The sequence below is a fragment of the Thioclava sp. genome, from assembly GCF_048263065.1.
Classification (GTDB): Bacteria; Pseudomonadota; Alphaproteobacteria; order Rhodobacterales; family Rhodobacteraceae; genus Thioclava.
Genome location: NZ_JBLXEM010000002.1, coordinates 227,772 through 249,223, shown reverse-complemented (window position 1 = coordinate 249,223; position 21,452 = coordinate 227,772). Strand labels below are relative to the sequence as shown.

Annotated in this window: 20 protein-coding genes; 12 read left to right on the top strand and 8 right to left on the bottom strand. The window is 59.7% G+C overall.

Annotated features, from left to right (window positions below; translation table 11 throughout):
• Positions 1–56 precede the first annotated feature (56 nt).
• From ACN0SD_RS04330 to ACN0SD_RS04290, 9 genes are all read left to right on the top strand, one after another.
• Positions 57–812: an SDR family NAD(P)-dependent oxidoreductase gene (locus ACN0SD_RS04330; RefSeq protein WP_417806993.1), complete on the top strand. Its 756-nt coding sequence runs from the start codon at positions 57–59 to the stop codon at positions 810–812.
• A 1-nt stretch (position 813) separates the two neighbouring features.
• Positions 814–1,482 (top strand): HAD family hydrolase, encoded by a 669-nt coding sequence (locus tag ACN0SD_RS04325; RefSeq protein WP_417806992.1) that lies wholly within the window; start codon positions 814–816, stop codon positions 1,480–1,482.
• The gene (locus tag ACN0SD_RS04320) at positions 1,479–2,438 is read left to right on the top strand and encodes a sugar-binding transcriptional regulator (RefSeq protein ID WP_417806991.1); all 960 of its coding nucleotides are present in this window, start codon (positions 1,479–1,481) and stop codon (positions 2,436–2,438) included. Before ACN0SD_RS04325 ends, ACN0SD_RS04320 begins: the two co-directional genes overlap by 4 nt.
• Before the next feature lie 134 nt (positions 2,439–2,572).
• Positions 2,573–3,892 (top strand): ABC transporter substrate-binding protein, encoded by a 1,320-nt coding sequence (locus tag ACN0SD_RS04315; RefSeq protein WP_417806990.1) that lies wholly within the window; start codon positions 2,573–2,575, stop codon positions 3,890–3,892.
• Between the two features lie 72 nt (positions 3,893–3,964).
• A complete protein-coding gene (locus ACN0SD_RS04310) occupies positions 3,965–4,837 on the top strand; it encodes a carbohydrate ABC transporter permease (protein WP_417806989.1) in 873 nt (290 codons plus the stop codon).
• Positions 4,838–4,840: 3 nt separating this feature from the next.
• Entirely contained in the window at positions 4,841–5,671 is an 831-nt protein-coding gene (locus ACN0SD_RS04305; protein ID WP_417806988.1) for a carbohydrate ABC transporter permease, read from the top strand.
• Between the two features lie 11 nt (positions 5,672–5,682).
• On the top strand, positions 5,683–6,678 hold the full coding sequence (locus ACN0SD_RS04300; RefSeq protein WP_417806987.1) for an ABC transporter ATP-binding protein: 996 nt from the start codon (positions 5,683–5,685) through the stop codon (positions 6,676–6,678).
• Complete coding sequence (locus ACN0SD_RS04295; RefSeq protein WP_417806986.1) at positions 6,678–7,439, top strand: L-iditol 2-dehydrogenase; 762 nt, start codon at positions 6,678–6,680, stop codon at positions 7,437–7,439. The genes ACN0SD_RS04300 and ACN0SD_RS04295 overlap by 1 nt, the downstream gene beginning before the upstream one ends.
• Before the next feature lies 1 nt (position 7,440).
• Complete coding sequence (locus tag ACN0SD_RS04290; RefSeq protein WP_417806985.1) at positions 7,441–8,907, top strand: mannitol dehydrogenase family protein; 1,467 nt, start codon at positions 7,441–7,443, stop codon at positions 8,905–8,907.
• Positions 8,908–8,937: 30 nt separating this feature from the next.
• Here the strand turns inward: ACN0SD_RS04290 and ACN0SD_RS04285 are convergent, their stop codons facing one another.
• The 7 genes from ACN0SD_RS04285 to ACN0SD_RS04255 all read right to left on the bottom strand — a co-directional run bounded on the left by ACN0SD_RS04285 (position 8,938) and on the right by ACN0SD_RS04255 (position 15,350).
• Positions 8,938–9,288: an H-type lectin domain-containing protein gene (locus ACN0SD_RS04285; RefSeq protein ID WP_417806984.1), complete on the bottom strand. Its 351-nt coding sequence runs from the start codon at positions 9,286–9,288 to the stop codon at positions 8,938–8,940.
• Positions 9,289–9,389: 101 nt separating this feature from the next.
• Complete coding sequence (locus tag ACN0SD_RS04280) at positions 9,390–9,791, bottom strand: F0F1 ATP synthase subunit epsilon (RefSeq protein ID WP_417806983.1); 402 nt, start codon at positions 9,789–9,791, stop codon at positions 9,390–9,392.
• A gap of 9 nt (positions 9,792–9,800) precedes the next feature.
• On the bottom strand, positions 9,801–11,219 hold the full coding sequence (atpD, locus tag ACN0SD_RS04275; RefSeq protein ID WP_417806982.1) for a F0F1 ATP synthase subunit beta: 1,419 nt from the start codon (positions 11,217–11,219) through the stop codon (positions 9,801–9,803).
• A gap of 17 nt (positions 11,220–11,236) precedes the next feature.
• The gene (locus tag ACN0SD_RS04270) at positions 11,237–12,115 is read right to left on the bottom strand and encodes a F0F1 ATP synthase subunit gamma (RefSeq protein WP_417806981.1); all 879 of its coding nucleotides are present in this window, start codon (positions 12,113–12,115) and stop codon (positions 11,237–11,239) included.
• 21 nt (positions 12,116–12,136) lie between these two features.
• Positions 12,137–13,666, bottom strand: a complete 1,530-nt coding sequence (gene atpA / locus ACN0SD_RS04265) for a F0F1 ATP synthase subunit alpha (RefSeq protein WP_417806980.1) — start codon at positions 13,664–13,666, stop codon at positions 12,137–12,139.
• Positions 13,667–14,227 (bottom strand): F0F1 ATP synthase subunit delta, encoded by a 561-nt coding sequence (locus ACN0SD_RS04260; RefSeq protein ID WP_417806979.1) that lies wholly within the window; start codon positions 14,225–14,227, stop codon positions 13,667–13,669.
• A gap of 364 nt (positions 14,228–14,591) precedes the next feature.
• Positions 14,592–15,350, bottom strand: a complete 759-nt coding sequence (locus ACN0SD_RS04255) for a class I SAM-dependent methyltransferase (protein ID WP_417806978.1) — start codon at positions 15,348–15,350, stop codon at positions 14,592–14,594.
• A gap of 62 nt (positions 15,351–15,412) precedes the next feature.
• Here ACN0SD_RS04255 and gloB point away from each other — a divergent pair, with 62 nt between their 5' ends.
• Positions 15,413–16,183, top strand: a complete 771-nt coding sequence (gene gloB / locus ACN0SD_RS04250; protein ID WP_417806977.1) for a hydroxyacylglutathione hydrolase — start codon at positions 15,413–15,415, stop codon at positions 16,181–16,183.
• A gap of 29 nt (positions 16,184–16,212) precedes the next feature.
• Here the strand turns inward: gloB and ACN0SD_RS04245 are convergent, their stop codons facing one another.
• The gene (locus ACN0SD_RS04245; RefSeq protein WP_417806976.1) at positions 16,213–17,310 is read right to left on the bottom strand and encodes a transglutaminase-like domain-containing protein; all 1,098 of its coding nucleotides are present in this window, start codon (positions 17,308–17,310) and stop codon (positions 16,213–16,215) included.
• A gap of 167 nt (positions 17,311–17,477) precedes the next feature.
• Between ACN0SD_RS04245 and ACN0SD_RS04240 the strand changes: the two genes are divergently transcribed.
• The gene (locus ACN0SD_RS04240) at positions 17,478–18,791 is read left to right on the top strand and encodes an HPP family protein (protein WP_417806975.1); all 1,314 of its coding nucleotides are present in this window, start codon (positions 17,478–17,480) and stop codon (positions 18,789–18,791) included.
• A 300-nt stretch (positions 18,792–19,091) separates the two neighbouring features.
• Positions 19,092–21,413, top strand: coding sequence for an ATP-dependent Clp protease ATP-binding subunit ClpA (gene clpA, locus ACN0SD_RS04235; protein ID WP_417806974.1), 2,322 nt, complete (start codon positions 19,092–19,094; stop codon positions 21,411–21,413).
• Positions 21,414–21,452: the final 39 nt, after the last annotated feature.

The window sequence follows — 21,452 nt, the reverse complement described above, 5'->3', positions numbered from 1 at the left end:
TCTGGCGCCCCGCCCCGCCCCGCGATAGCGTCCGCGCAAACTTGAGGGAGGGACGCATGATCGACGTAGCATTGGTAACGGGGGCGGCGCGCGGCATTGGCCTAGCCACGACCAAATTGTTTCTGGAAATGGGCTGGCAGGTTGTGATGCTGGATCGCGACGCGCCTGCATTGGAGGAGGCGAGCGCAGCCTTGAACGGCGTGCATCCGATCTTGTGCGATATTTCCGATCCCGACCAAGTCACTATAATGGCCGAGGAAGTCGGCAGGATCGCGCAATACGGGCTGAAGGCGCTGGTCAACAATGCGGGCGTGGCCGAGTTCGGCCCGATCCATGAGACCGATTTCGCGATGTGGCGGCGTGTGATGGACAGCAATCTCGACGGGATGTTTCTTGTCAGTCAGGCGCTTACCCCGCTGTTGGCCAAGGCCAAAGGCGCGATCGTGAATATCGCCTCGATCTCGGGTCTACGCGCCTCGACGCTGCGGGTGGCTTATGGCACGTCCAAGGCGGCGGTGATTGCGCTCAGCGAGCAGCAGGCGGTGGAACTCGGCGAGTTGGGCATTCGCGCCAATACGGTTGCGCCGGGTCCGGTGCGCACCAAGCTTGCGATGGCGGTGCATAGCCAAGACATCATCGACGCCTATCACGACGCGATCCCGCTCAATCGCTATGGATCGGAACGCGAAATTGCGCAGGCCATCGCCTTTCTCGCCTCGGATAAGGCCAGCTACATCACCGGACAGCTTTTGGCGGTGGATGGTGGTTTTGGTGCTACTGGCATCGGTCTACCGGCCCTTCGCAAGGGCTAAAATGTTCGATTTGTGCATCTTTGACTGTGACGGCGTGCTGATCGATTCCGAGATTATATCGGCAAATATGCTGATTGCAGAGCTATCGGGCTTGGGCGTCTCGATTGATCTCGAGTATGTCGCGCGCCATTTTCTGGGCCGCTCCTACCCGACGGTAATGAAACAGATTCGTCTCGAATTTGGCCTTGATCTGCCAGATGATTTCGAAGCGCGCTACCGCGCCCGGCTACTCGCGGCCTTTGAAACCGATCTACGGGAGATGCCGGGCGTGCGCGCGGTGCTTGATCAGATCGCCGTGCCGTGGTGCGTCGCGACCTCCTCCAGCCCGCCGCGCGTCAATCGCTCGCTTGAGATTGTCGGGCTGGCCGAGCGCGCGCGCGGGCGGATTTTCACCGCAAGCGAGGTCGCACTGGGCAAGCCCGCGCCCGATCTGTTCTTGCACGCCGCGCGCCAGATGGGCGTTGAGCCCGCGCGTTGCTTGGTGATCGAAGACAGCCTGACGGGCATTCGCGCGGGGCTGGCGGCGGGCATGACGGTGTGGCGGTTTACCGGCGCGAGCCATCTGAAAAATCGCCCGCTTGCGCGCCCTGTCGATGCCACGCCAACACAAGAATTTGCCTCTTTCGCGGATTTCTTCCATCTTGATCCCGCAATGAGGACGTCAAAATGAACCGGCTAAATGAGATCGACGCCACCCGCGAGGATGAGGCCGCCCGCGCGGGTTGGCTGTATTATGTGGGCGGCATGACGCAAGATCAGATCGCCGCAGAGCTGGGCGTTTCGCGTCAGCGCGCGCAACGTCTGGTCAGTCGCGCAGTGTCCGAAGGGCTGGTGCGGGTGCGCATCGCGCACAAGATCAGCGCCTGTCTGGAACTTGAGGCTGCGCTGCGCCGCCGCTTTGATCTGCAAACGGTGCGGGTTGCGCCCTCGCTAGGTGAAGGCGGGGATGCCGCGCGCGCCACAGCGCCTTTGGCCGCGACCGTTTTGGAACGTATCCTTGCGCGCCCCGAACCCCAAGTGCTGGCGTTTGGCACCGGGCGCTCGCTGAGCGCGATGGTCGAGGAGGTGATGCAGCCCCCCGCCAACGCCCACAAGATCGTCTCGCTGATCGGCAATATCGCCCCCGATGGCTCGGCCAGTTTCTACGATGTGATAATGCGCATGGCCGACAAGCTGCGCTTACCCCATTACCCGATGATGGTGCCGGTGATTTCTGAAACCGCCGAAGAGCGCGCGATGTTTGACCGGCTCAAGCCAGTGCAAGCCGTGCAGAAGCTGGCGCAATCGGCCGATGTAACTTTTCTCGGGGTCGGGCAGATGGGCGATGACGCGCCGCTTTACAAAGACGGGTTCATCACGCTGGCAGAGCTGCGCGAGCTGCAACGGGCCGGGGCAGTGGGCGAACTGGTAGGCTCGGTTTATGACGCGCAAGGGCAGCTTGTGCACACTCCGGTGATGGAGCGGATCGGCAATTATCGCATGGCCGCAAAACGCGCAGAACCCGTAATTGGGATCGCCGCCGGCATCACGAAAGTGGCCGCGATTCGCGGCGCTTTGACGGGAAAACTGCTTAACGGGCTGGTCACAGATGAGGAAACGGCACGCAGCCTCACGCAGGAAACCTAGGCGTTTCAACACGCTAAGCGTGTAATTTTTTCTCACTCCGTGGTGATCAAAAATTCATGATTGACAGAATGACGCACATGAATGAGTATTTTCTCACCGCTTGGGCATCTGCTCAAGATATCTGGGAGGATAGCATGACAGTTTCGATCCGGGCGCTTCTTGGCGCCTGCGCTCTTGGTGCGCTTGCCACGACGGCAGCAGCCGAGACCACCATTACCGTTGCTACTGTGAACAACGGCGACATGGTCCGTATGCAAAGCTACATGGATGATTTCTACAAAATGCACCCCGACATCAAGGTCGAGTGGGTGACGCTTGAGGAAAACATCCTGCGCCAGAAAGTGACCACCGATATTGCCACCAAGGGCGGTCAGTTCGACGTGCTCACGATCGGCACCTACGAGGTTCCGATCTGGGGCAAGCAGGGCTGGCTGGTGCCGCTCAATGACATGCCCGCGGACTATGACGTGGATGATCTTCTGCCCGCGATCCGTTCGGGTCTGACGGTGGATGGCAATCTGTATGCTGCGCCCTTCTATGGCGAAAGCTCGTTTGTGATGTATCGCAAGGACCTGATGGAAAAGGCCGGGCTGACAATGCCCGACAAGCCGACCTGGGCCGACATCACCAAAGCCGCCGAGGCCATGACCGACAAGGACAATGGCATCTACGGCATCTGTCTGCGCGGCAAAGCTGGCTGGGGCGAGAACATGGCGTTCCTGTCGGCAATGGACAACTCGATGGGCGGTTCATGGTTCAACATGGATTGGCAGCCCCAGTTCGACACCGCACCGTGGAACGAGACGCTCACCACCTATCTTGACCTGATGACCAAATACGGCCCTCCGGGCGCGTCGAGCAACGGCTTCAACGAAAACCTCGCGCTGTTCCAGCAGGGCAAATGCGGCATGTGGATGGACGCGACCGTTGCGGCCTCTTTCGTGACCAACCCCAAGGACTCGACCGTTGCCGATAAAGTCGGGTTTGCGCTGGCCCCCAATAAAGAGGGTATCGACAAGCGCGCGAACTGGCTTTGGGCCTGGACGCTGGGCATTCCGGCAGGCACCAAGAACGAGGCGGCGGCCAAGACCTTCGTCGAATGGGCAACCTCCAAGCACTACACCGAACTGGTTGCGGCCAAAGAAGGTTGGGCAAACGTGCCTCCGGGAACGCGGACCTCGCTGTATGAGAACCCCGAGTATCTGAAAGCGGCCCCGTTCGCGCAGATGACGCTCGAGTCGATCAACGCGGCCGATCCGACGCACCCTTCGGTAATGGATGTGCCTTATACCGGCGTGCAATTTGTCGCGATCCCCGAGTTTCAGGCCATTGCGACGGCCGTGGGCCAGCAGTTCTCGGCCGCCCTTGCGGGTCAGATGACCACCGAGCAGGCGCTTGCCAGCGCGCAAAGCCTGACCGAACGTGAGATGAAGAAAGCCGGCTACATCAAGTAACGGTTTCCTCTTTCGGGGCGGCCTGTTTGTCGGGCCGCCCCTTCCCCTTCTTTCATAGCCGGAGCCGGACCCATGTCCACGCACGCCTCACGCGCTGCCGCGCGTCTGATGATATCGCCCTCCGTCATCCTGTTGTTTTTGTGGATGGCTGTACCGCTGGGTATGACGCTATGGTTCTCGTTCCAGCGCTATAACCTTCTGATGCCCGACCAAACCGGTTTTGTCGGCTTTCAGAATTACCAGTATTTCCTGACCGATCCCGCGTTCTTCACCGCCCTGTGGAACACGCTGTTCCTTGTGGGTGGCGTGTTGCTGATCACCATCATCGGCGGGATGCTTTTGGCGCTGCTGCTGGATCAGGCGATCTTTGGGCAGGGTATCGTGCGGGTGCTGGTGATTGCACCGTTCTTCGTGATGCCCACCGTGTCGGCGCTGGTGTGGAAGAACTTCTTCTTCAATCCGGTGAGCGGAATTTTCGCCTATATCGCGAATTTCTTCGGCTTTCCCGCCTATGATTTCCTTGCTCAAGCGCCGTTACTATCGATCACCCTGATCGTGGCGTGGCAATGGCTGCCTTTCGCGACGCTGATCTTGCTGACCGCGTTGCAATCGCTGGATAGCGAGCAGCTTGAGGCCGCCGAAATGGATGGCGCCAGTATCTTCTCGCGCTTCATCTATATCATGGTCCCCCACCTGTCGCGCGCGGCAACCGTGGTGATCCTGATCCAGACGATCTTCCTGCTCTCGACCTTTGCCGAGATCCTCGTGACCACCAATGGCGGGCCCGGCAATGCCTCGACCACGCTGACCTATCTCGTTTATGTCCAGTCGCTGCTGCAATTTGATGTGGGCGGCGGGGCGGCTGGCGGCATCGTCGCTGTGATCTTGGCCAATATCGTTGCGATCTTCCTGATGCGGATGATCGGCAAGAACCTGGAGACCTGAGAAATGGCCCGCAAGACCTCAAACCGCCGCAAACTCGTGATGACCGTCCTCGCTTGGAGCATCGGGTTCCTGATTTTCTTCCCGATCCTGTGGACGATCATCCTGTCCTTCAAATCCGAGGGCGATGCGATCAAGACGCCACTGCAAGTGCTCAGCTCGCATTGGACGTTCGAAAGCTACGCCCTCGTGCAGGAACGCTCGAACTACTTCCGCCACTTCATGAACTCGGTGATCATCTCGTTTGGCTCGGTGATCTTGGCGCTGATCATCGGCATCCCGTCAGCTTGGGCGATGGCATTCGTGCCGGGCAAGCGCACCAAGGACGTTTTGATGTGGATGCTCTCGACCAAGATGATGCCCGCCGTGGGGGTCTTGATCCCGATCTATCTGATGTTTCGTGATTGGGGGCTTCTTGATACCCGCACCGGCCTGATCATCGTGCTGTGCCTGATGAACCTGCCGATCGTGATCTGGATGCTGTACACCTATTTCAAGGAAATCCCCTCGGAAATCCTTGAAGCCGCCCGGATGGACGGCGCAGGTTTGCGCAGCGAGATCTTGTATGTGCTGACGCCCATGGCGGTGCCCGGCATTGCCTCGACACTGCTGTTGAACGTGATCCTGTCATGGAACGAAGCGTTCTGGACCCTCAACCTGACAGCGGCCAAGGCTGCGCCGCTGACGGCTTTCATCGCCGCTTATTCCAGTCCCGAAGGGCTGTTTTACGCCAAACTCTCTGCTGCCTCGACGCTGGCAATCGCACCAATCCTGATCCTTGGCTGGTTTAGCCAGAAACAGCTTGTGCGTGGCCTGACCTTTGGCGCTGTGAAATAAGGAGATCCCCTATGGGACAGATTGAACTCAAAGGCGTCACCAAGAGCTTTGGCGATGTGCAAGTGATCCCGCCGCTCGATCTGCATATCGGCGAGGGCGAGTTTGTTGTCTTCGTCGGCCCCTCGGGCTGCGGTAAATCCACGCTGCTGCGCCTGATTGCAGGGCTGGAGGACGTGTCGGGCGGGCATATCGAGATCGACGGCAAAGACGCCACCGACCTGCCCCCCGCCAAGCGCAGCCTTGCGATGGTGTTCCAGTCCTATGCGCTTTATCCGCATATGTCGGTACGCAAGAACATCGCGTTTCCGCTGAAAATGGCCAAGGCAGATCAGGCGACGATTGATGCCAAGATCGAGAACGCCGCGCGCATCCTCAACCTCACCGACTACCTGCATCGTCGCCCCGGCCAGCTTTCGGGCGGGCAGCGTCAGCGGGTCGCGATTGGCCGCGCCATTGTGCGTGAACCCGCCGCGTTCCTGTTTGACGAGCCGCTTTCAAACCTTGATGCGGCGCTGCGTGTGAACATGCGGCTCGAAATTTCCGAACTGCACCAGAAACTGAAAACCACGATGGTTTACGTTACCCACGACCAGGTCGAGGCAATGACCATGGCCGACAAGATCGTGGTGCTACATGCCGGGGTGATCGAGCAGGTCGGCAGTCCGCTGGAACTTTATCGGAGCCCGCGCAACAAGTTTGTGGCAGGCTTTATCGGCTCGCCCAAGATGAACTTTGTCGAGGGACCTGAGGCCGCCAAACACAATGCCCATACCATCGGCATCCGCCCCGAACATATCAATGTCTCGGCGACCGAAGGCGCGTGGAAGGGTAAGGTGGGCGTATCCGAACACCTTGGCTCGGACACGTTCCTGCATGTCGATACCGAGTTCGGCTTGATCAATGTGCGCGGCGATGGCGAGATCGACCTGCATGCGGGCGATGATGTATGGCTTAGCCCCGACCTGTCGCAACTGCACAAGTTTGACGCGGCGGGGCTGGCCATCTAATGCGTCTCTCGGGAAAACGCGCCCTGATCACCGGAGCCGCGCGCGGAATCGGGCGTGCTTTCGCGGAGAAATACCTGGCCGAGGGCGCGCAAGTCGTGATCGGTGATATCGACCTTGCGCGCGCCGAAGATACCGCCGCTGAAATCGGCGCGACCGCCCTGCCCCTTGATGTGACCGATCCGGCCAGCATCGAGACCGCGATGGCGGCGCTGCGTGCCAGCGGCGGGATCGACATCCTGATCAACAACGCCGCCGTGTTCACCGCCGCCCCTTTGGTCGAGATCACGCACGAGGATTACGCCCGCACCTTCAAAATCAATGTCGAGGGCACGCTGTTCATGATGCAGGCCGCCGCGCGCGATATGATCGCGCAAGGGCGCGGAGGCAAGATCATCAATATGGCAAGCCAAGCCGGACGACGTGGCGAGGCCTTGGTCGCGGTCTATTGCGCCTCTAAGGCTGCGGTCATCAGCCTCACGCAATCGGCGGGGCTGAACCTGATCGAACATGGCATCAACGTGAATGCCATCGCCCCCGGTGTCGTGGATGGCGAGCATTGGGATGGCGTCGATGCCTTCTTTGCCAAATACGAGGGCAAGGCACCGGGTCAGAAAAAGCGCGAAGTCGGCGCGGCCGTGCCGTTCGGACGTATGGGCACGGCACAAGACCTCACCGGGATGGCGGTGTTTCTGGCCTCGGACGAGGCCGAATACATCGTCGCCCAAACCTATAATGTCGATGGCGGAAATTGGATGAGCTGATATGAAACTCTCAAACGCAACGCTTGATCTTCTGCCCGATGATGTCGCCCGCCCCACCTATGATCGTAGCGCCTTAACCGCGGGCATCGTGCATATCGGATGTGGCAATTTCCACCGTGCGCATCAGGCGGTTTACCTTGATGACCTGTTCAACCTTGGGATCGGCCATGACTGGGCGCTTTTGGGGGCTGGCGTGCGCGCAGGCGATGCCAAGATGGGCGAATCGCTGATGGCGCAAGACGGCATGTCGAGCGTGATCGAACTGGACCCAAGCGCGAAATCGGCGCGCGTGATCGGCGCGATGACGGGATTTGTGCCGGTGGCCTCGGGCAATGCGCCGCTGATCGGCGCGATGTCGGACCCTGCCATTCGCATCGTTTCGCTGACGGTAACTGAGGGCGGCTATTTCATCGACCCCGAGACCGGTACGTTTAGTCCGACCCATCCCGATATTGCCGCCGATGCGGCCAACCCGGATGCGCCCGACACCGCCTTTGGCGCAATGATTGCGGCGCTGAAAACGCGGCGCGCGGCGGGCGTGCCGCCGTTTACCGTGATGTGCTGCGACAACGTTCCCCATAATGGCCGCGTCACCCGCGATGCGGTGGTCGGCCTGGCGCAACTGTCCGACCCCGAGCTGGCAAACTGGATCAAGTCCAATGTCGCCTTCCCGAACTCGATGGTGGACCGGATCACCCCCGCCACCGGCCCGCGCGAGCGAGCGCTGGCGGAAAGTTTCGGGCTGGACGATGCCGCGCCGGTCACCTGCGAGCCGTTTCGCCAATGGGTGATGGAGGATAACTTCCCCGCAGGTCGTCCGCCGCTGGAAAAGGTCGGTGTGACCTTTACCGATGCGGTGGATCGCTTTGAGACGATGAAAATCCGCATCCTGAATGGTGGGCATGCGATCATCGCCTATGCTGCGGGCCTGCGCGATATCGAGTTCGCCCATGAGGCATTGGCCGATCCTCAGATCCGCGCCTATCTCGACAAGATCGAAACAACCGAGATTCTACCGATCATCCCCCCCGTCCCCGGTCAGGATCTAAATGAGTATAAGCAACTGATTATAAACCGCTTTTCTAACCCAGAGATCGCGGATACGATCCGCCGCCTGTGCTTTGACGGGTTCAATCGGCAGCCGAAATTTATCATTACCTCGATCCGGGATCGTCTGGCGCAAAGTTTGGACTGCGAGGGTCTGGTGCTGGCAAGCGCGCTGTGGTGTCGCTATTGCAACGGCACGACCGAGACCGAAGCTGAAATCGCGCCGAACGATCCAAACTGGGAGCGATTGGTGGCGACCTCGAAAGAGGCCAAGACCCGCCCTCCCGCTTGGCTGGAAATGTCAGAGATCTATGGCGATCTTTCGAAAAACGCCGCTCTGGTCGCGCAATTCACCAAAACGCTGAACGATGTCTGGGCGCGCGGCTCGCAGGCGGTGATTGCGGATTATCTCGCGAAGTGAAACAAGGCGCCCGAGGTCACGCTTGGACGCCTAGTGAATATCCCAATCGTCCTCGTTGGCGCAGGCCCCCATCGCGATCCAGTCGGCACGCACCCGCGCCACGCGCGAGTCACCCCAAGTGCGAAACACGATCACGAATCCCTCATCCGTGACCATCTCGGCGGATATATCCATCCGCCCGTTATGTTTCTGGTCAATGTCCCACATCGACAGCGCGACATGCACCATCGGTTTCGCGATGAACGTGTCGGGAAAGCTGACCAGTTTGCGCAACTCGCGCGGGCCATCGCCCGTCCACATTGCGCCACCGTCCTGATAATCGGAAAACAGCACGATAGAGCCCTGCTGCATCCCCAAACGATGGCTTTCTATCGTGATCATAGAAAAATGGTCTCCTTGCCCGACCCGATCAGCTTACCCGCCTCTATAAAAAGAAAAAAGCCCCGGAAAAACCGGGGCTTGTTTCGTATTTTTCAACTGGCTCACAGCGTCATATGGGTGCCCATGGCTTCCATATCCGCCAGCAATTTGGCGGTGAGATCGGCCACCGACGGGTGGGCTTCCTCATGCACGCGGCGGGCCTCGGCGATCAGCTTCTCGTGGATTTCACGGGTGAATTCCTCGGCAGGCAGCGAGCGCTCGGCCAGAATTGTCACACCCTCAGGCGTGATTTCGGCAAAGCCACCCGTCACTGCGTAGCTGTGCGTTTCCGAGCGCGTCACGAGCGTCAACTTGCCCGGGCGAAGCGTGGTGAGCATCGGCGCATGGCCGGGCATCACCGTCAGGTCGCCATCAGCGCCCGGCACCATGACCTCAATCGCTTCCTCTTCCGAGGCGAGCTTGCGCTCGGGAGCGACCAGATCGAATTGCATCGTGTCGGCCATAACGCCTCCTTACGCCGCAGCGGCGAGTTTCGCAGCTTTCGCTTTCACATCCTCAATGCCGCCAACCATGTAGAAGGCGCCTTCGGGAAGGTGATCGTATTCGCCAGCCACCACAGCCTTGAACGAACTGATCGTGTCTTCGAGCGGAACCTGAACGCCGTCAGAGCCGGTGAAGACTTTGGCAACGTCGAACGGTTGGCTCAGGAAACGCTGGATCTTACGCGCGCGGGCCACGGTAAGCTTATCCTCTTCGGACAATTCGTCCATCCCGAGGATGGCGATGATGTCTTGCAGGGCCTTGTAGCGCTGCAGGATTTCCTGCACCTGACGTGCCACACGGTAATGCTCTTCGCCGACAACACCCGGATCGAGAATACGCGACGAGGAGTCGAGCGGGTCCACGGCCGGATAGATGCCGAGTTCCGAGATCGCACGCGACAGAACGGTCGTTGCGTCAAGGTGGGCAAAGGTCGTGGCCGGTGCCGGGTCGGTCAAGTCATCCGCAGGCACATACACAGCTTGGATCGAGGTGATCGAGCCTGCCTTGGTCGAGGTGATACGTTCCTGCATCGCGCCCATGTCGGTGGCCAGCGTCGGCTGGTAGCCCACTGCCGAAGGGATACGACCCAAAAGCGCCGACACTTCGGAACCCGCTTGCGTAAAGCGGAAGATGTTGTCCACGAAGAACAGAACGTCCGTACCCGATTGATCGCGGAACTGCTCGGCCAAGGTCAGGCCGGTCAGCGCAACGCGTGCACGCGCACCCGGAGGCTCGTTCATCTGACCGTAAACCATCGCCACCTGCGATTTCGACAGATCTTCGGTGTTAATAACGTTGGATTCGATCATCTCGTAGTAAAGGTCGTTCCCTTCACGAGTCCGCTCGCCCACGCCAGCGAACACCGAGTAGCCCGAGTGCACTTTGGCGATGTTGTTGATCAATTCCATGATCAAAACGGTCTTGCCAACACCAGCACCGCCGAACAGGCCGATCTTACCGCCCTTGGAGTAAGGCGCGAGCAGGTCGATGACCTTGATGCCCGTCACGAGGATAGCCGATTCCGTCGATTGCGCTTCAAACGGCGGAGCCGGCTGGTGGATCGAGCGGGTCTCGGTCGCGTTGACCGGGCCTTTTTCGTCCACCGGCTCACCGATGACGTTCAGGATGCGCCCGAGCGTTGCGTCGCCCACCGGCACCGTGATCTGGGTGCCCGTGTCGGTGACTTTTGCACCGCGCACGAGGCCCTCGGTGGCGTCCATCGCGATGGTGCGCACCGAGCCTTCGCCCAAGTGCTGCGCGACTTCAAGCACCAGACGCTTGCCGTTGTTTTCCGTTTCCAGCGCGTTGAGGATCGCGGGCAGCTCGCCGTCGAACTGCACGTCCACGACGGCGCCGATGACCTGGGTTACCTTGCCATTGCTTGCCATGTTTTTCTCCGGTTCCGTCAGAGCGCCTCAGCGCCCGAAATGATTTCGATGAGTTCCTTGGTGATCGCGGCCTGACGCGAGCGGTTATATTCGACTGTCAGCTTGTCGATCATTTCGCCCGCATTGCGCGTAGCGCTATCCATCGCCGACATTCGCGCGCCCTGTTCCGAGGCCGAATTTTCCAGCAGAGCCGTAAAGATCTGCGTGGCGATCCCGCGCGGCAACAGATCGGCAAGGATCTGCGTTTCGCTGGGCTCGTAATCGTAGTTCACCGAGGGCGTTTCTTCGCCTTCCTCCGGTTCATAGGAGGCCGGGATGATCTGCTTAGCGGTCGGCGTCTGCGAAATCACGCTTTCAAAGACCGAGAAGAAGATCGTCGCAACGTCGAACTCATCCTTGTCAAAGCGCTGCAGAAGATCGCGTGCCACGCTCTGTGCTTCGTCATAGCTGATCCGCTTGACGTCACTAAAGTCGACGTGACCCACGAAATACTGGCCGTATTCCCGGCGCAGCGAATCGCGACCCTTCTTGCCGACGGTGAGGATTTTCACCTCTTTCCCTTCGGCCAGAAGCTTGGTTGCGTGTTGACGCGCAAGCTTGGCGATATTGGCGTTAAAGCCACCGCATAGCCCACGTTCCGCTGTCATCACGACAAGCAGATGCACCTTGTCCGAGCCAGTGCCCCCGAGAAGGCGCGGCGCATTGTCCGCCCCCTTCACCGAGCCCGCCAGCCCCGCCATCACGGAATGCATCCGTTCGGCATAAGGGCGTGCGGCTTCAGCGGCCTCTTGGGCACGGCGCAGCTTGGCTGCGGCGACCATCTGCATCGCCTTGGTGATCTTCCGCGTGTTCTTGACGCTTCCGATCCTGTTCTTCAGGTCCTTAAGGCTAGGCATATCCCTGTCCTTTCAGGCCAATCACGCGAAGGTCTTGGCGAATTCGTCAATGGCGGCTTTCAGCTTGTCAGCTGCGTCGCCCTTGATCTTGGGATCGTCCTGAGTGAGCCAGTCGAGGATGTCCTTGCGCGAATTGCGCAGATAATCCAGCAAGCCCTGCTCAAAACGGCCAACCTCGGCCACCGGGATCTTGTCGAGGAACCCGTTCGTGCCCGCAAAGATCACGGCTACGATTTCGGCATTGGTCAGCGGCGAATATTGCGGCTGTTTCATCAGCTCGGTCAGACGCGCACCACGGTTCAAAAGCTTCTGCGTTGCCGCATCCAGATCCGAGCCGAACTGTGCAAATGCTGCCATTTCGCGATACTGAGCGAGTTCCAGTTTCACCGGACCAGCCACCGTTTTCATCGAGTTGGTCTGCGCCGAGGAGCCAACGCGCGACACCGACAGACCGGTGTTCACAGCGGGGCGGATACCTTGGTAGAACAGTTCCGTTTCGAGGAAGATCTGACCGTCGGTGATCGAGATCACGTTGGTCGGAATAAACGCCGACACGTCGCCGCCCTGGGTTTCGATAACCGGCAGAGCCGTCAACGAGCCCGAGCCGAAATCTTCGTTCAGCTTGGCCGAACGCTCCAGCAGGCGGGAGTGCAGATAGAACACGTCACCCGGATAGGCTTCGCGGCCCGGCGGGCGACGCAGCAGCAGCGACATCTGGCGATAGGCCACGGCCTGCTTGGACAGATCGTCGTAGATGATCAGCGCGTGCATGCCGTTATCGCGGAAATATTCCGCCATCGCGGTCGCGGTGTAGGGCGCGAGATACTGCATCGGCGCGGGGTCGGATGCGGTCGCGGCGATCACGGTGGTGTATTCGATCGCACCGGTCTCTTCGAGCTTTTTGACAAGCTGCGCCACGGTCGAACGTTTCTGACCGATCGCGACGTAGAAGCAATGCAGCTTATTGTCGGGGGTCGCATCGTTATACGACTTCTGGTTCAGGATCGTATCAAGCGCGATCGCGGTTTTACCGGTCTGACGGTCACCGATGATCAATTCGCGCTGGCCACGCCCGATCGGGATCATGGCGTCAACCGACTTCAGGCCGGTTGCCATCGGCTCGTGAACCGATTTACGCGGGATGATGCCCGGAGCTTTGACGTCAGCCACGCGGCGCTCGGTCGACTCAATCGCGCCTTTGCCGTCGATTGCGTTGCCCAGACCATCAACGACGCGGCCCAGCAGGCCTTTGCCAACCGGCACGTCCACGATGGAATTCGTGCGCTTAACGACATCGCCTTCTTTGATGTCTTGGTCCGAACCGAAAATCACGACGCCGACGTTGTCAGCTTCGAGGTTCAGCGCCATCCCGCGGATGCCACCGGGGAATTCGACCATTTCACCGGCCTGCACATTATCGAGCCCGTAGACGCGCGCGATACCGTCACCAACCGACAGCACACGACCGACTTCGGCCACTTGGGCGTCTTGCCCGAAATTCTTGATCTGGTCCTTGAGGATCGCAGAAATCTCAGCTGCTTGGATGCCCATTTATCCGACCTCTTTCATGGCGTTCTTGAGAGTAGCGAGTTTCGAGCGGATCGACGTGTCGATCATGCGCGAACCCAATTTTACAATCATACCACCGATGAGGCTTTCATCGACAGCGGTGTCCAGTTTCACGGTTTTACCCGTTTGAGTATGCAGCGTTTCAGCCAGTTTCTTGGCTTGCGCGGCAGAGAGTTCCGAGGCCGAGGTGACCTCGGCCGTCACTTCGCCTTTGTGATCGGCGATCAGGTCGCTCAACGCGACCAGCAATTGCGGCAACGTGAACAGGCGACGCTTGGCCGCCATCAGTTGCAAACCGTTGCTCATCGCGCTGGACAGGCTCATTTTGCCTGCCAGTTCGGCAACGACTTTCATCTGTTCATCACGCGTATAGACCGGCGAAACGGTCAGATCGCGCAGATCGGACGAGCTTGCCAGCGCCTCGCGCAGGGCCGCAACATCAGCCTCTAGCGCAGGAATAGTTTTCGAGTCACTCGAAAGTTCAAAGATTGCGAGCGCATAACGCCCCGCGATGCTTGCGGAAATCGAAGCTGGTTCGGACACGTCCACCCTTCCGATGCTTGTTGCCCCCACCCCGCACCCGACGGGCCCGGTAGGAGGTCTCCTCCGGCGCGCTAAAAATCATCTTGCGCACCACATATCGCAGAGGTGAGTAGCAGAGCATTTCCGCCCTCGCAACCGTCTTGAACACCAGAATGTGAGCTAATGACCGCATTTTCTCGCTCGTCGCGGTAAGGTGACGACGCGTGCGCGCAAATGGGGGCGCTAACACCAAGAATTCCGCCCGCCCTGCCGAATCCGCGCACAATTCCCAAGATGAGGTGAATCACGCCCCTAGTTTCGCCGCCAAGATCAGCGCAACGCCTCTTGCAGTCAGAAATTGGCAAGATCGTGCGAAAATCGGTGCCTAAATCGGCTTTGACACCGGCTTGACCGCCCCTTCCAGAATCGACAGCGGGCGGCGCACCTTTGACCCCAGCCCAGAATCAGGGCGCGAATGCACCTGCTTTGAGACCTCCAGCACGATCACCCCCGCCGCCAGGACGCCCGACACTTTTGTGCCCACGCGCTCCCACATCGCAGACGAGCGCAGCCAGAACCGGCGGTGACTGGGCGGGATGTATAGGGCTGCCGTTTGACGTTCCGGCACAAACCCCGAGCGGCGCGCCAGTTGATCAAGTTGGCCGCCGGTAAACGGTTTACCAAAGCCAAAGGGCGTAGATTCGCTGGGCGCCCACAAGCCCGCGCGATTGGGCACGATGAACAGCGCCCGCCCCCCCGGCCCCAACACGCGCCAACATTCCGCCATCAACGCCTCGGTATTGTCCGAGGTTTCCAAGCCGTGCATCACGATCAGCCGATCCACGCGGCCCGTTTCAATCGGCCAGCGGGTTTCTTCGCACAGAACCGACACATTGGGCTGCCCAGCAGGCCACGGCATCACGCCCTGCGCGGCGGGCATCAACCCGATCACCCGGCGCGCATGTTCCAGATAGGGGCGTAAAAGCGGGACGGCGAAACCGTACCCGGCGACCGTTTGCCCTGCCAGTGCAGGGCCGGTCGCAGGCCACAACCCTACCACCTTGTCGCGGATCGCCCGCTGGGCGGCGCGGCCAAGTTGCGTACGGTAATAGAAATTTCGCAGATCGAGCACGTCGAGATGCATTGCGTGTCAGACCTCCTTAGGCTTAGCTTGGGTCCAAGATAGTCACTGCGGTAGAAAACACCATGTCCGTCGAATTGCTGATCGTTCCCTGTCTCGCCGATAACTATGCCTATATCGTGCATGAGGCCGCGACAGATACCACAACCGTGATCGACGTCCCCGAGGCGCCTCCCATCCTCAAGGCGCTGACGGAACGCGGCTGGAAGGCGAACGTGATTTTGCTCACGCATCATCACAGCGATCATATTGATGGCGCGCAGACCTTGGCGGCGGCGACAGGGGCGAAAATCCTTGGCGCAGCGGCGGATGCCCATCGCTTGCCGCGACTGGCCCAAGCGCTGCATCCCGGCGAGACGATCCCGATTGGCATGGAAAAGGTCGAGGTGATGGATGCGCCCGGGCACACGGTCGGCCACATCGCCTATTATTTCCCCGAGGCGGGGTTGCTGTTTAGCGGTGACAGTTTGATGAGTTGGGGCTGCGGACGACTGTTTGAGGGCTCGGCGGCGCAGATGTTTGAAACCTTGCAGCGCTTTTGCGAGTTGCCCGATGAGACGCTGGTCTGTTCGGGGCATGAATATACCGAGGCGAACGGGCGCTTTGCCCTAAGCCTTGAGCCGGAAAACCCCAATCTGCTGGCGCGCATGGCCGAAGTGCGCGAAACCCGCGCCCAGATGCGCCCCACCTTGCCCGTCGAACTGGGACTTGAAAAAGCCACCAACCCTTTCCTACGTGGCGATGACCCAAAACTGCGCAAAGCGCTCGGCCTGCCCGCCAATGGCACAGCACTTGAGGCATTCACCGAGGCGCGCGCGCGCAAAGACCGGTTCTGAGGCTCGGGCGACACGCCCAAGCCGTCAGGTCAGGCGGTAAGTTCGCGTGCAGTGATCTGATAGACGAACGAATTGGGATCCAGCGAATCCTGCCGCTTGCCGTCGATCTCGGCCTGCGGATACATCAAATAAGGCAGCATCGGATTGCTTGAGCCCGGCAGCGCCACGTCATGGGCGAAGTTATAGGCAACCCAGTTACCCTCCCACGACCCGAACAACGCGCGGCGCACGTCAACGACCTTGGGATTATCGAGCGGCAGGTTGCCCGCGTCTTCTTGCAACATGACCTTGCGCACATCGGCGGGGTCGACCGCGATCCAGCCAAAGCCCGTCAGGAACACCTCGGCCCGACAATGCTGGGCTTTGCTGACATCGGGGGAATTCGCGCCAAGGCTTTTATACCCGAATTTCGAGGGCGCCACGCGGATGCCATAGACATCACGCGCCGGCAATCCCGCCGCGCGCGCCAGCCCGACATACAGCGCGTTGAGATCGGCGCATTTTCCGCTGAGATCGCCCATCGCCAGCATCGAGGCCACATCGCCCAAGCCACAGCCCGGTGTCTTGGGATTGCGCACTGTATTCTCGACGATCCACTCATATATGCGGCGTGCGCGGTCCAGATCGGATGTTGCGCCCTTGGTGATCTCGTCAGAAGTCTGTTTTACCAGCCCATCGGTCGGGATCAGGTGCGTCGGCGCAGTGTAGTGCGCGTGGTCCTGCACGCTCAGCGGCAGGACGTTGCTGGGGGCGGACAGGTCCACCGCGCGGTTCTGTGTCGCGGCGATCGTGCTGAGTTCAAAGCTGCGTGCCTCATTACCACCCTTCCAGATCGCATGCACAAAGCTCTCGCCCTTGACGGGATCGGTCTGCACGCTGGCGCTGTCGGCATTGCCCGTCCAGCTGGTCGCGCCCGGCTTCATCCAATCCGTCGCCGTCACTGAGGGCACGGGCAGCCAAAGCTGAGCGCCCTCCCTGCTGGCAGGTAGCGTGACGCGGGTGCGCAGGTCAAACTGGCGCCAGCCATCGGGTTTGGGCGTGAAACCCGCGCTCGCGATGGATGGCAGCATCGCGCCAAGCGCAGAGGCCGAACTGATTTTCATAAGGGTGCGTCTGGTGATCTGCATGGCTGTGCTCCGCAATTTGCCGCCTGTGTCTAGCTGCGCCCCTGCCCAAGGGCAAGCGCGCGATCCTCTCTTGCAATGCAGCTTTGCGCGCGTGCTGCTTGCATCCAAAGGCCGCAAAGGCGATATGTGGCGCGCCCATCCACAGCCCTGTCCTGATTGTTTTGTCTATGTCCTTTACCATTATCCCGCGCAGAATCCGCCGACAAATTCGTCGTTTCGGCCCCTCGATGGGGCGCCGACCGGGGGTTGATATTCTGCGCGGTGCGATCGGGGCGGGCCTCGCGATTTTCTTTGTGACCTTCATCGTCTCTCTCCTGCCCCACTCGCGTCAGGCAAATATTTATCTGGTCTCGTCCTTTGCCTCTACAGCAGTGCTGTTATTCGTGCTGCCCAATTCGCCACTTGCGCAGCCTTGGGCCTCAATGATGGGGATGCTGATTTCTGCGGTGGTGCCGATTTTGGTGTTGCAGATCATTCCGCCGCCCTATGCCGACGGGCTGGCCGTGGCGGCCGCGATTGCCACAATGATGGCGGCGCGCGCGTTGCATCCCCCTGCTGCTGGCATTGCGTTGCTTGTCGTGCTCGAACATGAGGCGGGAATCCATCTGGGCCTTGGCTTTGCTGTGTTTCCCATCGCCACACTGACAGCGGTGCTGATCGTCTGTGCGATGATCTACAACCGGGTTTTCGGCATTTCTTACCCGACCCGTCCTCTGGCCAATCATACCGCACAGGGTGCACAGGCACACGACCCGGTGCACAAGCTTAGCCAGCGCGACCTGTCCGATCTGCTGCTCGAGTTCAACCATTCCGCCAACCTCGCCCCGGCCGATCTGGCCCAGCTGCTGGCAGCTGCGGAGTATCGCGCAGCCGAGGCGTTGCTTGCGGGCACGCTGGTGCGCGATATCATGACGCACAATCCTGTCACGGTGACGCCTGAAGCGCCGCTAAGCGAGATCGTGCGCAAAATGACCGAGCTGAATGTTCACACCCTGCCAGTGGTCGATAGCCTTGACCATTATCTGGGCGTGGTCGATCAGCAAGACGCGCTTGAGGAGTTATTCAAAGAATTCGACCTGCTGCGCCGCCCCTTCCGGTTTCGCGCCGCCCCCCCCGAGGCCGAGGCGCGCTCGATCTTTCACACCAATATACGAACCGTCGAGGATGACACAGCGGTGGGCGCATTACTGGAACGTTTGGCGCGACGCGAGGCGCGTGTGGTGCCGGTTGTCAATGAAGCCGGGCTACTCACGGGCATTCTGACACGCACCGATATCATGACGCTGTTGTTACGACATTCGCCAGCTTCACCGCATGACAATGGCCCTGAGATCGAAGATGCATCGACCATAATGCCCTCACCGCCCGAGGGCACTCCCGAGGCGGCAAGCGCGGCCCGAGACACGCCAGATCAGTCGATGAAAACTCAGCCCGTTGGCGATCCAACCGCGCCTGAGCCTGCGAACACGTCGCCGATGTAAGGTGGCCCAACTATTCTTGCGCCGAGTCGCCCAAGAAATGGGCAACGCTCTTGAAACACTTCGCGCCCTGCCCCATTTGGGATGCGTAACCCGCGAACCCCCAAGATATTGCGCAATCTAGGTGCGTCAGCGCACCATTCCCGTGTGAAAACGGCTGCTTTTATAGCGCAAAATAAATCTAGGGCGATTTTTGGGCATAAAAGACTTGAAGCGCGGCCAAATCCACCGAACTTTAATAATATGAGGCTAGGATAAGTGAAGGGTTCGCCCGCGCCGCATCCGCAGGATAAGGAGCAGAACATGCCATCGTTTTCCAATACGCTCGAACAGGCGATTCATGGGGCACTCGCGCTGGCGAATACCCGACGCCACGAACTGGCCACGCTGGAGCATCTTTTGCTCGCGCTGATTGATGAACCCGATGCCGCCCGTGTCATGACCGCCTGCGCGGTCGATATTGACGAGCTGCGTCAAACACTGATCGAATTTATTGATGATGAGCTTTCGACCTTGGAAACCGAGGTCGAGGGTTCGGAAGCCGTTCCCACCGCAGCCTTTCAGCGCGTGATCCAGCGCGCCGCGATCCATGTGCAATCCTCGGGTCGCTCGGAAGTGACGGGGGCAAATGTGCTAGTCGCGATCTTTGCCGAACGCGAAAGCAACGCCGCCTATTTCCTGCAAGAACAGGATATGACGCGCTACGACGCGGTGAATTTCATCGCCCATGGCGTCGCCAAAGACCCCGAATTCGGTGAGGCGCGCCCGGTAACCGGGGCTGAAGAAGACCAAAAAGCCGAGGCTGCGGCCCAACCCGGCGAGGCCAAGGAATCGGCGCTGGACAAATATTGCGTCAACCTCAACGTCAAATCTGAAAAGGGCGATGTCGACCCGCTGATCGGGCGCGAACAAGAGGTTGAGCGTTGCATTCAGGTGCTCTGCCGTCGCCGCAAGAACAACCCGCTTTTGGTGGGCGATCCCGGCGTCGGGAAAACCGCGATTGCCGAGGGGTTGGCGTTGAAAATCACGCGAGGTGAAACGCCCGAAATCCTGTCGAAATCCACGATCTACTCGCTGGATATGGGCGCGCTTCTGGCTGGCACCCGCTATCGCGGCGATTTCGAGGAACGTCTCAAGGCCGTGGTCAAGGAACTGGAAGAGCATGAAGATGCCATTCTGTTCATCGATGAGATTCACACCGTGATCGGTGCGGGTGCGACCTCGGGCGGGGCGATGGATGCGTCGAACTTGCTCAAACCCGCGCTTGCGGGCGGCAAGTTGCGCACCATGGGCTCGACCACCTACAAGGAATTCCGTCAGCATTTCGAAAAAGACCGCGCACTCAGCCGTCGCTTCCAGAAAATCGACGTAAACGAGCCGTCAGTGCCCGATTCCATCAAGATCTTGATGGGGCTGAAACCCTATTTCGAAAAGCATCACGACATCCGCTACACCAATGATGCGATCAAAACGGCGGTAGAACTGGCGGCGCGCTATGTGCATGACCGCAAGCTGCCCGACAAGGCGATCGATGTGATCGACGAGGCAGGCGCGGCGCAACACCTGCTGGCCGAAAGCAAAAAACGCAAAACCATCGGCCCCAAGGAAATCGAGGCCGTGGTTGCCAAAATCGCGCGTATCCCGGCGAAATCGGTCACCAAAAGCGATGCCGAAGTGTTGCGCGATCTTGAGAAATCGCTCAAGCGGGTGGTGTTTGGTCAAGATGCGGCAATCGACGCGCTTGCCTCGGCGATTAAGCTGGCCCGTGCTGGCCTGCGCGAGCCGGAAAAACCGATCGGCAACTACCTGTTCGCAGGCCCCACCGGCGTGGGTAAAACCGAAGTCGCAAACCAACTCGCCGATAGCCTTGGTGTGGAGTTGCTGCGTTTTGACATGTCGGAATACATGGAGAAACACGCGGTTTCCCGTCTGATCGGCGCGCCTCCGGGCTATGTCGGATTTGATCAAGGCGGCATGTTGACCGACGGTGTCGATCAACACCCCCATTGCGTGCTGCTGCTCGACGAGATCGAAAAGGCGCACCCGGATGTCTACAATATCCTGTTGCAGGTCATGGATCACGGCAAGCTGACGGATCATAACGGTCGCACGGTGGATTTCCGCAATGTGATTTTGATCATGACCTCGAATGCGGGCGCGTCCGAGCAGGCGAAATCGGCCATCGGCTTTGGGCGTGATCGTCGTGAGGGCGAAGATACCGCCGCGATTGAGCGCACCTTTACGCCGGAATTCCGCAACCGTCTGGATGCGGTGGTCAGCTTTGCACCGCTGTCGCGCGATGTGATCTTGAAGGTGGTGGATAAGTTCGTGCTGCAACTTGAGGCACAGTTGATCGACCGCAACGTCCATATCGAACTGACCCCGCAAGCCGCCAACTGGCTGGCCGAAAAGGGCTATGACGACAAAATGGGCGCACGTCCGCTTGGCCGGGTGATCCAAGAGCATATCAAAAAGCCGCTTGCCGAAGAGTTGCTGTTTGGCAAGCTGACCAAGGGCGGCGTGGCCAAGGTCTCGGTCAAGAATGGCGAGTTGGTGATCTCGGTCGAAGAGCTTGGTAAGAAACGCATTTCTGGGACGAAGCCGCCGCTATTGACGGCAGAATAACCGCGCATGTTTCGTGCGGCCCTGATTAGCCTTATCGTC

Coding starts and splice junctions, on each gene's coding strand:
- atpA (WP_417806980.1), bottom strand. CDS start 13,666: ATGGGCATCCAAGCAGCTGAGATTTCTGCGATCCTCAAGGACCAGATC.
- ACN0SD_RS04255 (WP_417806978.1), bottom strand. CDS start 15,350: ATGCATCTCGACGTGCTCGATCTGCGAAATTTCTATTACCGTACGCAA.
- ACN0SD_RS04330 (WP_417806993.1), top strand. CDS start 57: ATGATCGACGTAGCATTGGTAACGGGGGCGGCGCGCGGCATTGGCCTA.
- ACN0SD_RS04325 (WP_417806992.1), top strand. CDS start 814: ATGTTCGATTTGTGCATCTTTGACTGTGACGGCGTGCTGATCGATTCC.
- ACN0SD_RS04305 (WP_417806988.1), top strand. CDS start 4,841: ATGGCCCGCAAGACCTCAAACCGCCGCAAACTCGTGATGACCGTCCTC.
- ACN0SD_RS04280 (WP_417806983.1), bottom strand. CDS start 9,791: ATGGCCGACACGATGCAATTCGATCTGGTCGCTCCCGAGCGCAAGCTC.
- atpD (WP_417806982.1), bottom strand. CDS start 11,219: ATGGCAAGCAATGGCAAGGTAACCCAGGTCATCGGCGCCGTCGTGGAC.
- ACN0SD_RS04300 (WP_417806987.1), top strand. CDS start 5,683: ATGGGACAGATTGAACTCAAAGGCGTCACCAAGAGCTTTGGCGATGTG.
- ACN0SD_RS04295 (WP_417806986.1), top strand. CDS start 6,678: ATGCGTCTCTCGGGAAAACGCGCCCTGATCACCGGAGCCGCGCGCGGA.
- ACN0SD_RS04240 (WP_417806975.1), top strand. CDS start 17,478: ATGTCCTTTACCATTATCCCGCGCAGAATCCGCCGACAAATTCGTCGT.
- ACN0SD_RS04270 (WP_417806981.1), bottom strand. CDS start 12,115: ATGCCTAGCCTTAAGGACCTGAAGAACAGGATCGGAAGCGTCAAGAAC.
- ACN0SD_RS04320 (WP_417806991.1), top strand. CDS start 1,479: ATGAACCGGCTAAATGAGATCGACGCCACCCGCGAGGATGAGGCCGCC.
- ACN0SD_RS04310 (WP_417806989.1), top strand. CDS start 3,965: ATGTCCACGCACGCCTCACGCGCTGCCGCGCGTCTGATGATATCGCCC.
- ACN0SD_RS04315 (WP_417806990.1), top strand. CDS start 2,573: ATGACAGTTTCGATCCGGGCGCTTCTTGGCGCCTGCGCTCTTGGTGCG.
- clpA (WP_417806974.1), top strand. CDS start 19,092: ATGCCATCGTTTTCCAATACGCTCGAACAGGCGATTCATGGGGCACTC.
- ACN0SD_RS04285 (WP_417806984.1), bottom strand. CDS start 9,288: ATGATCACGATAGAAAGCCATCGTTTGGGGATGCAGCAGGGCTCTATC.
- ACN0SD_RS04245 (WP_417806976.1), bottom strand. CDS start 17,310: ATGCAGATCACCAGACGCACCCTTATGAAAATCAGTTCGGCCTCTGCG.
- gloB (WP_417806977.1), top strand. CDS start 15,413: ATGTCCGTCGAATTGCTGATCGTTCCCTGTCTCGCCGATAACTATGCC.
- ACN0SD_RS04290 (WP_417806985.1), top strand. CDS start 7,441: ATGAAACTCTCAAACGCAACGCTTGATCTTCTGCCCGATGATGTCGCC.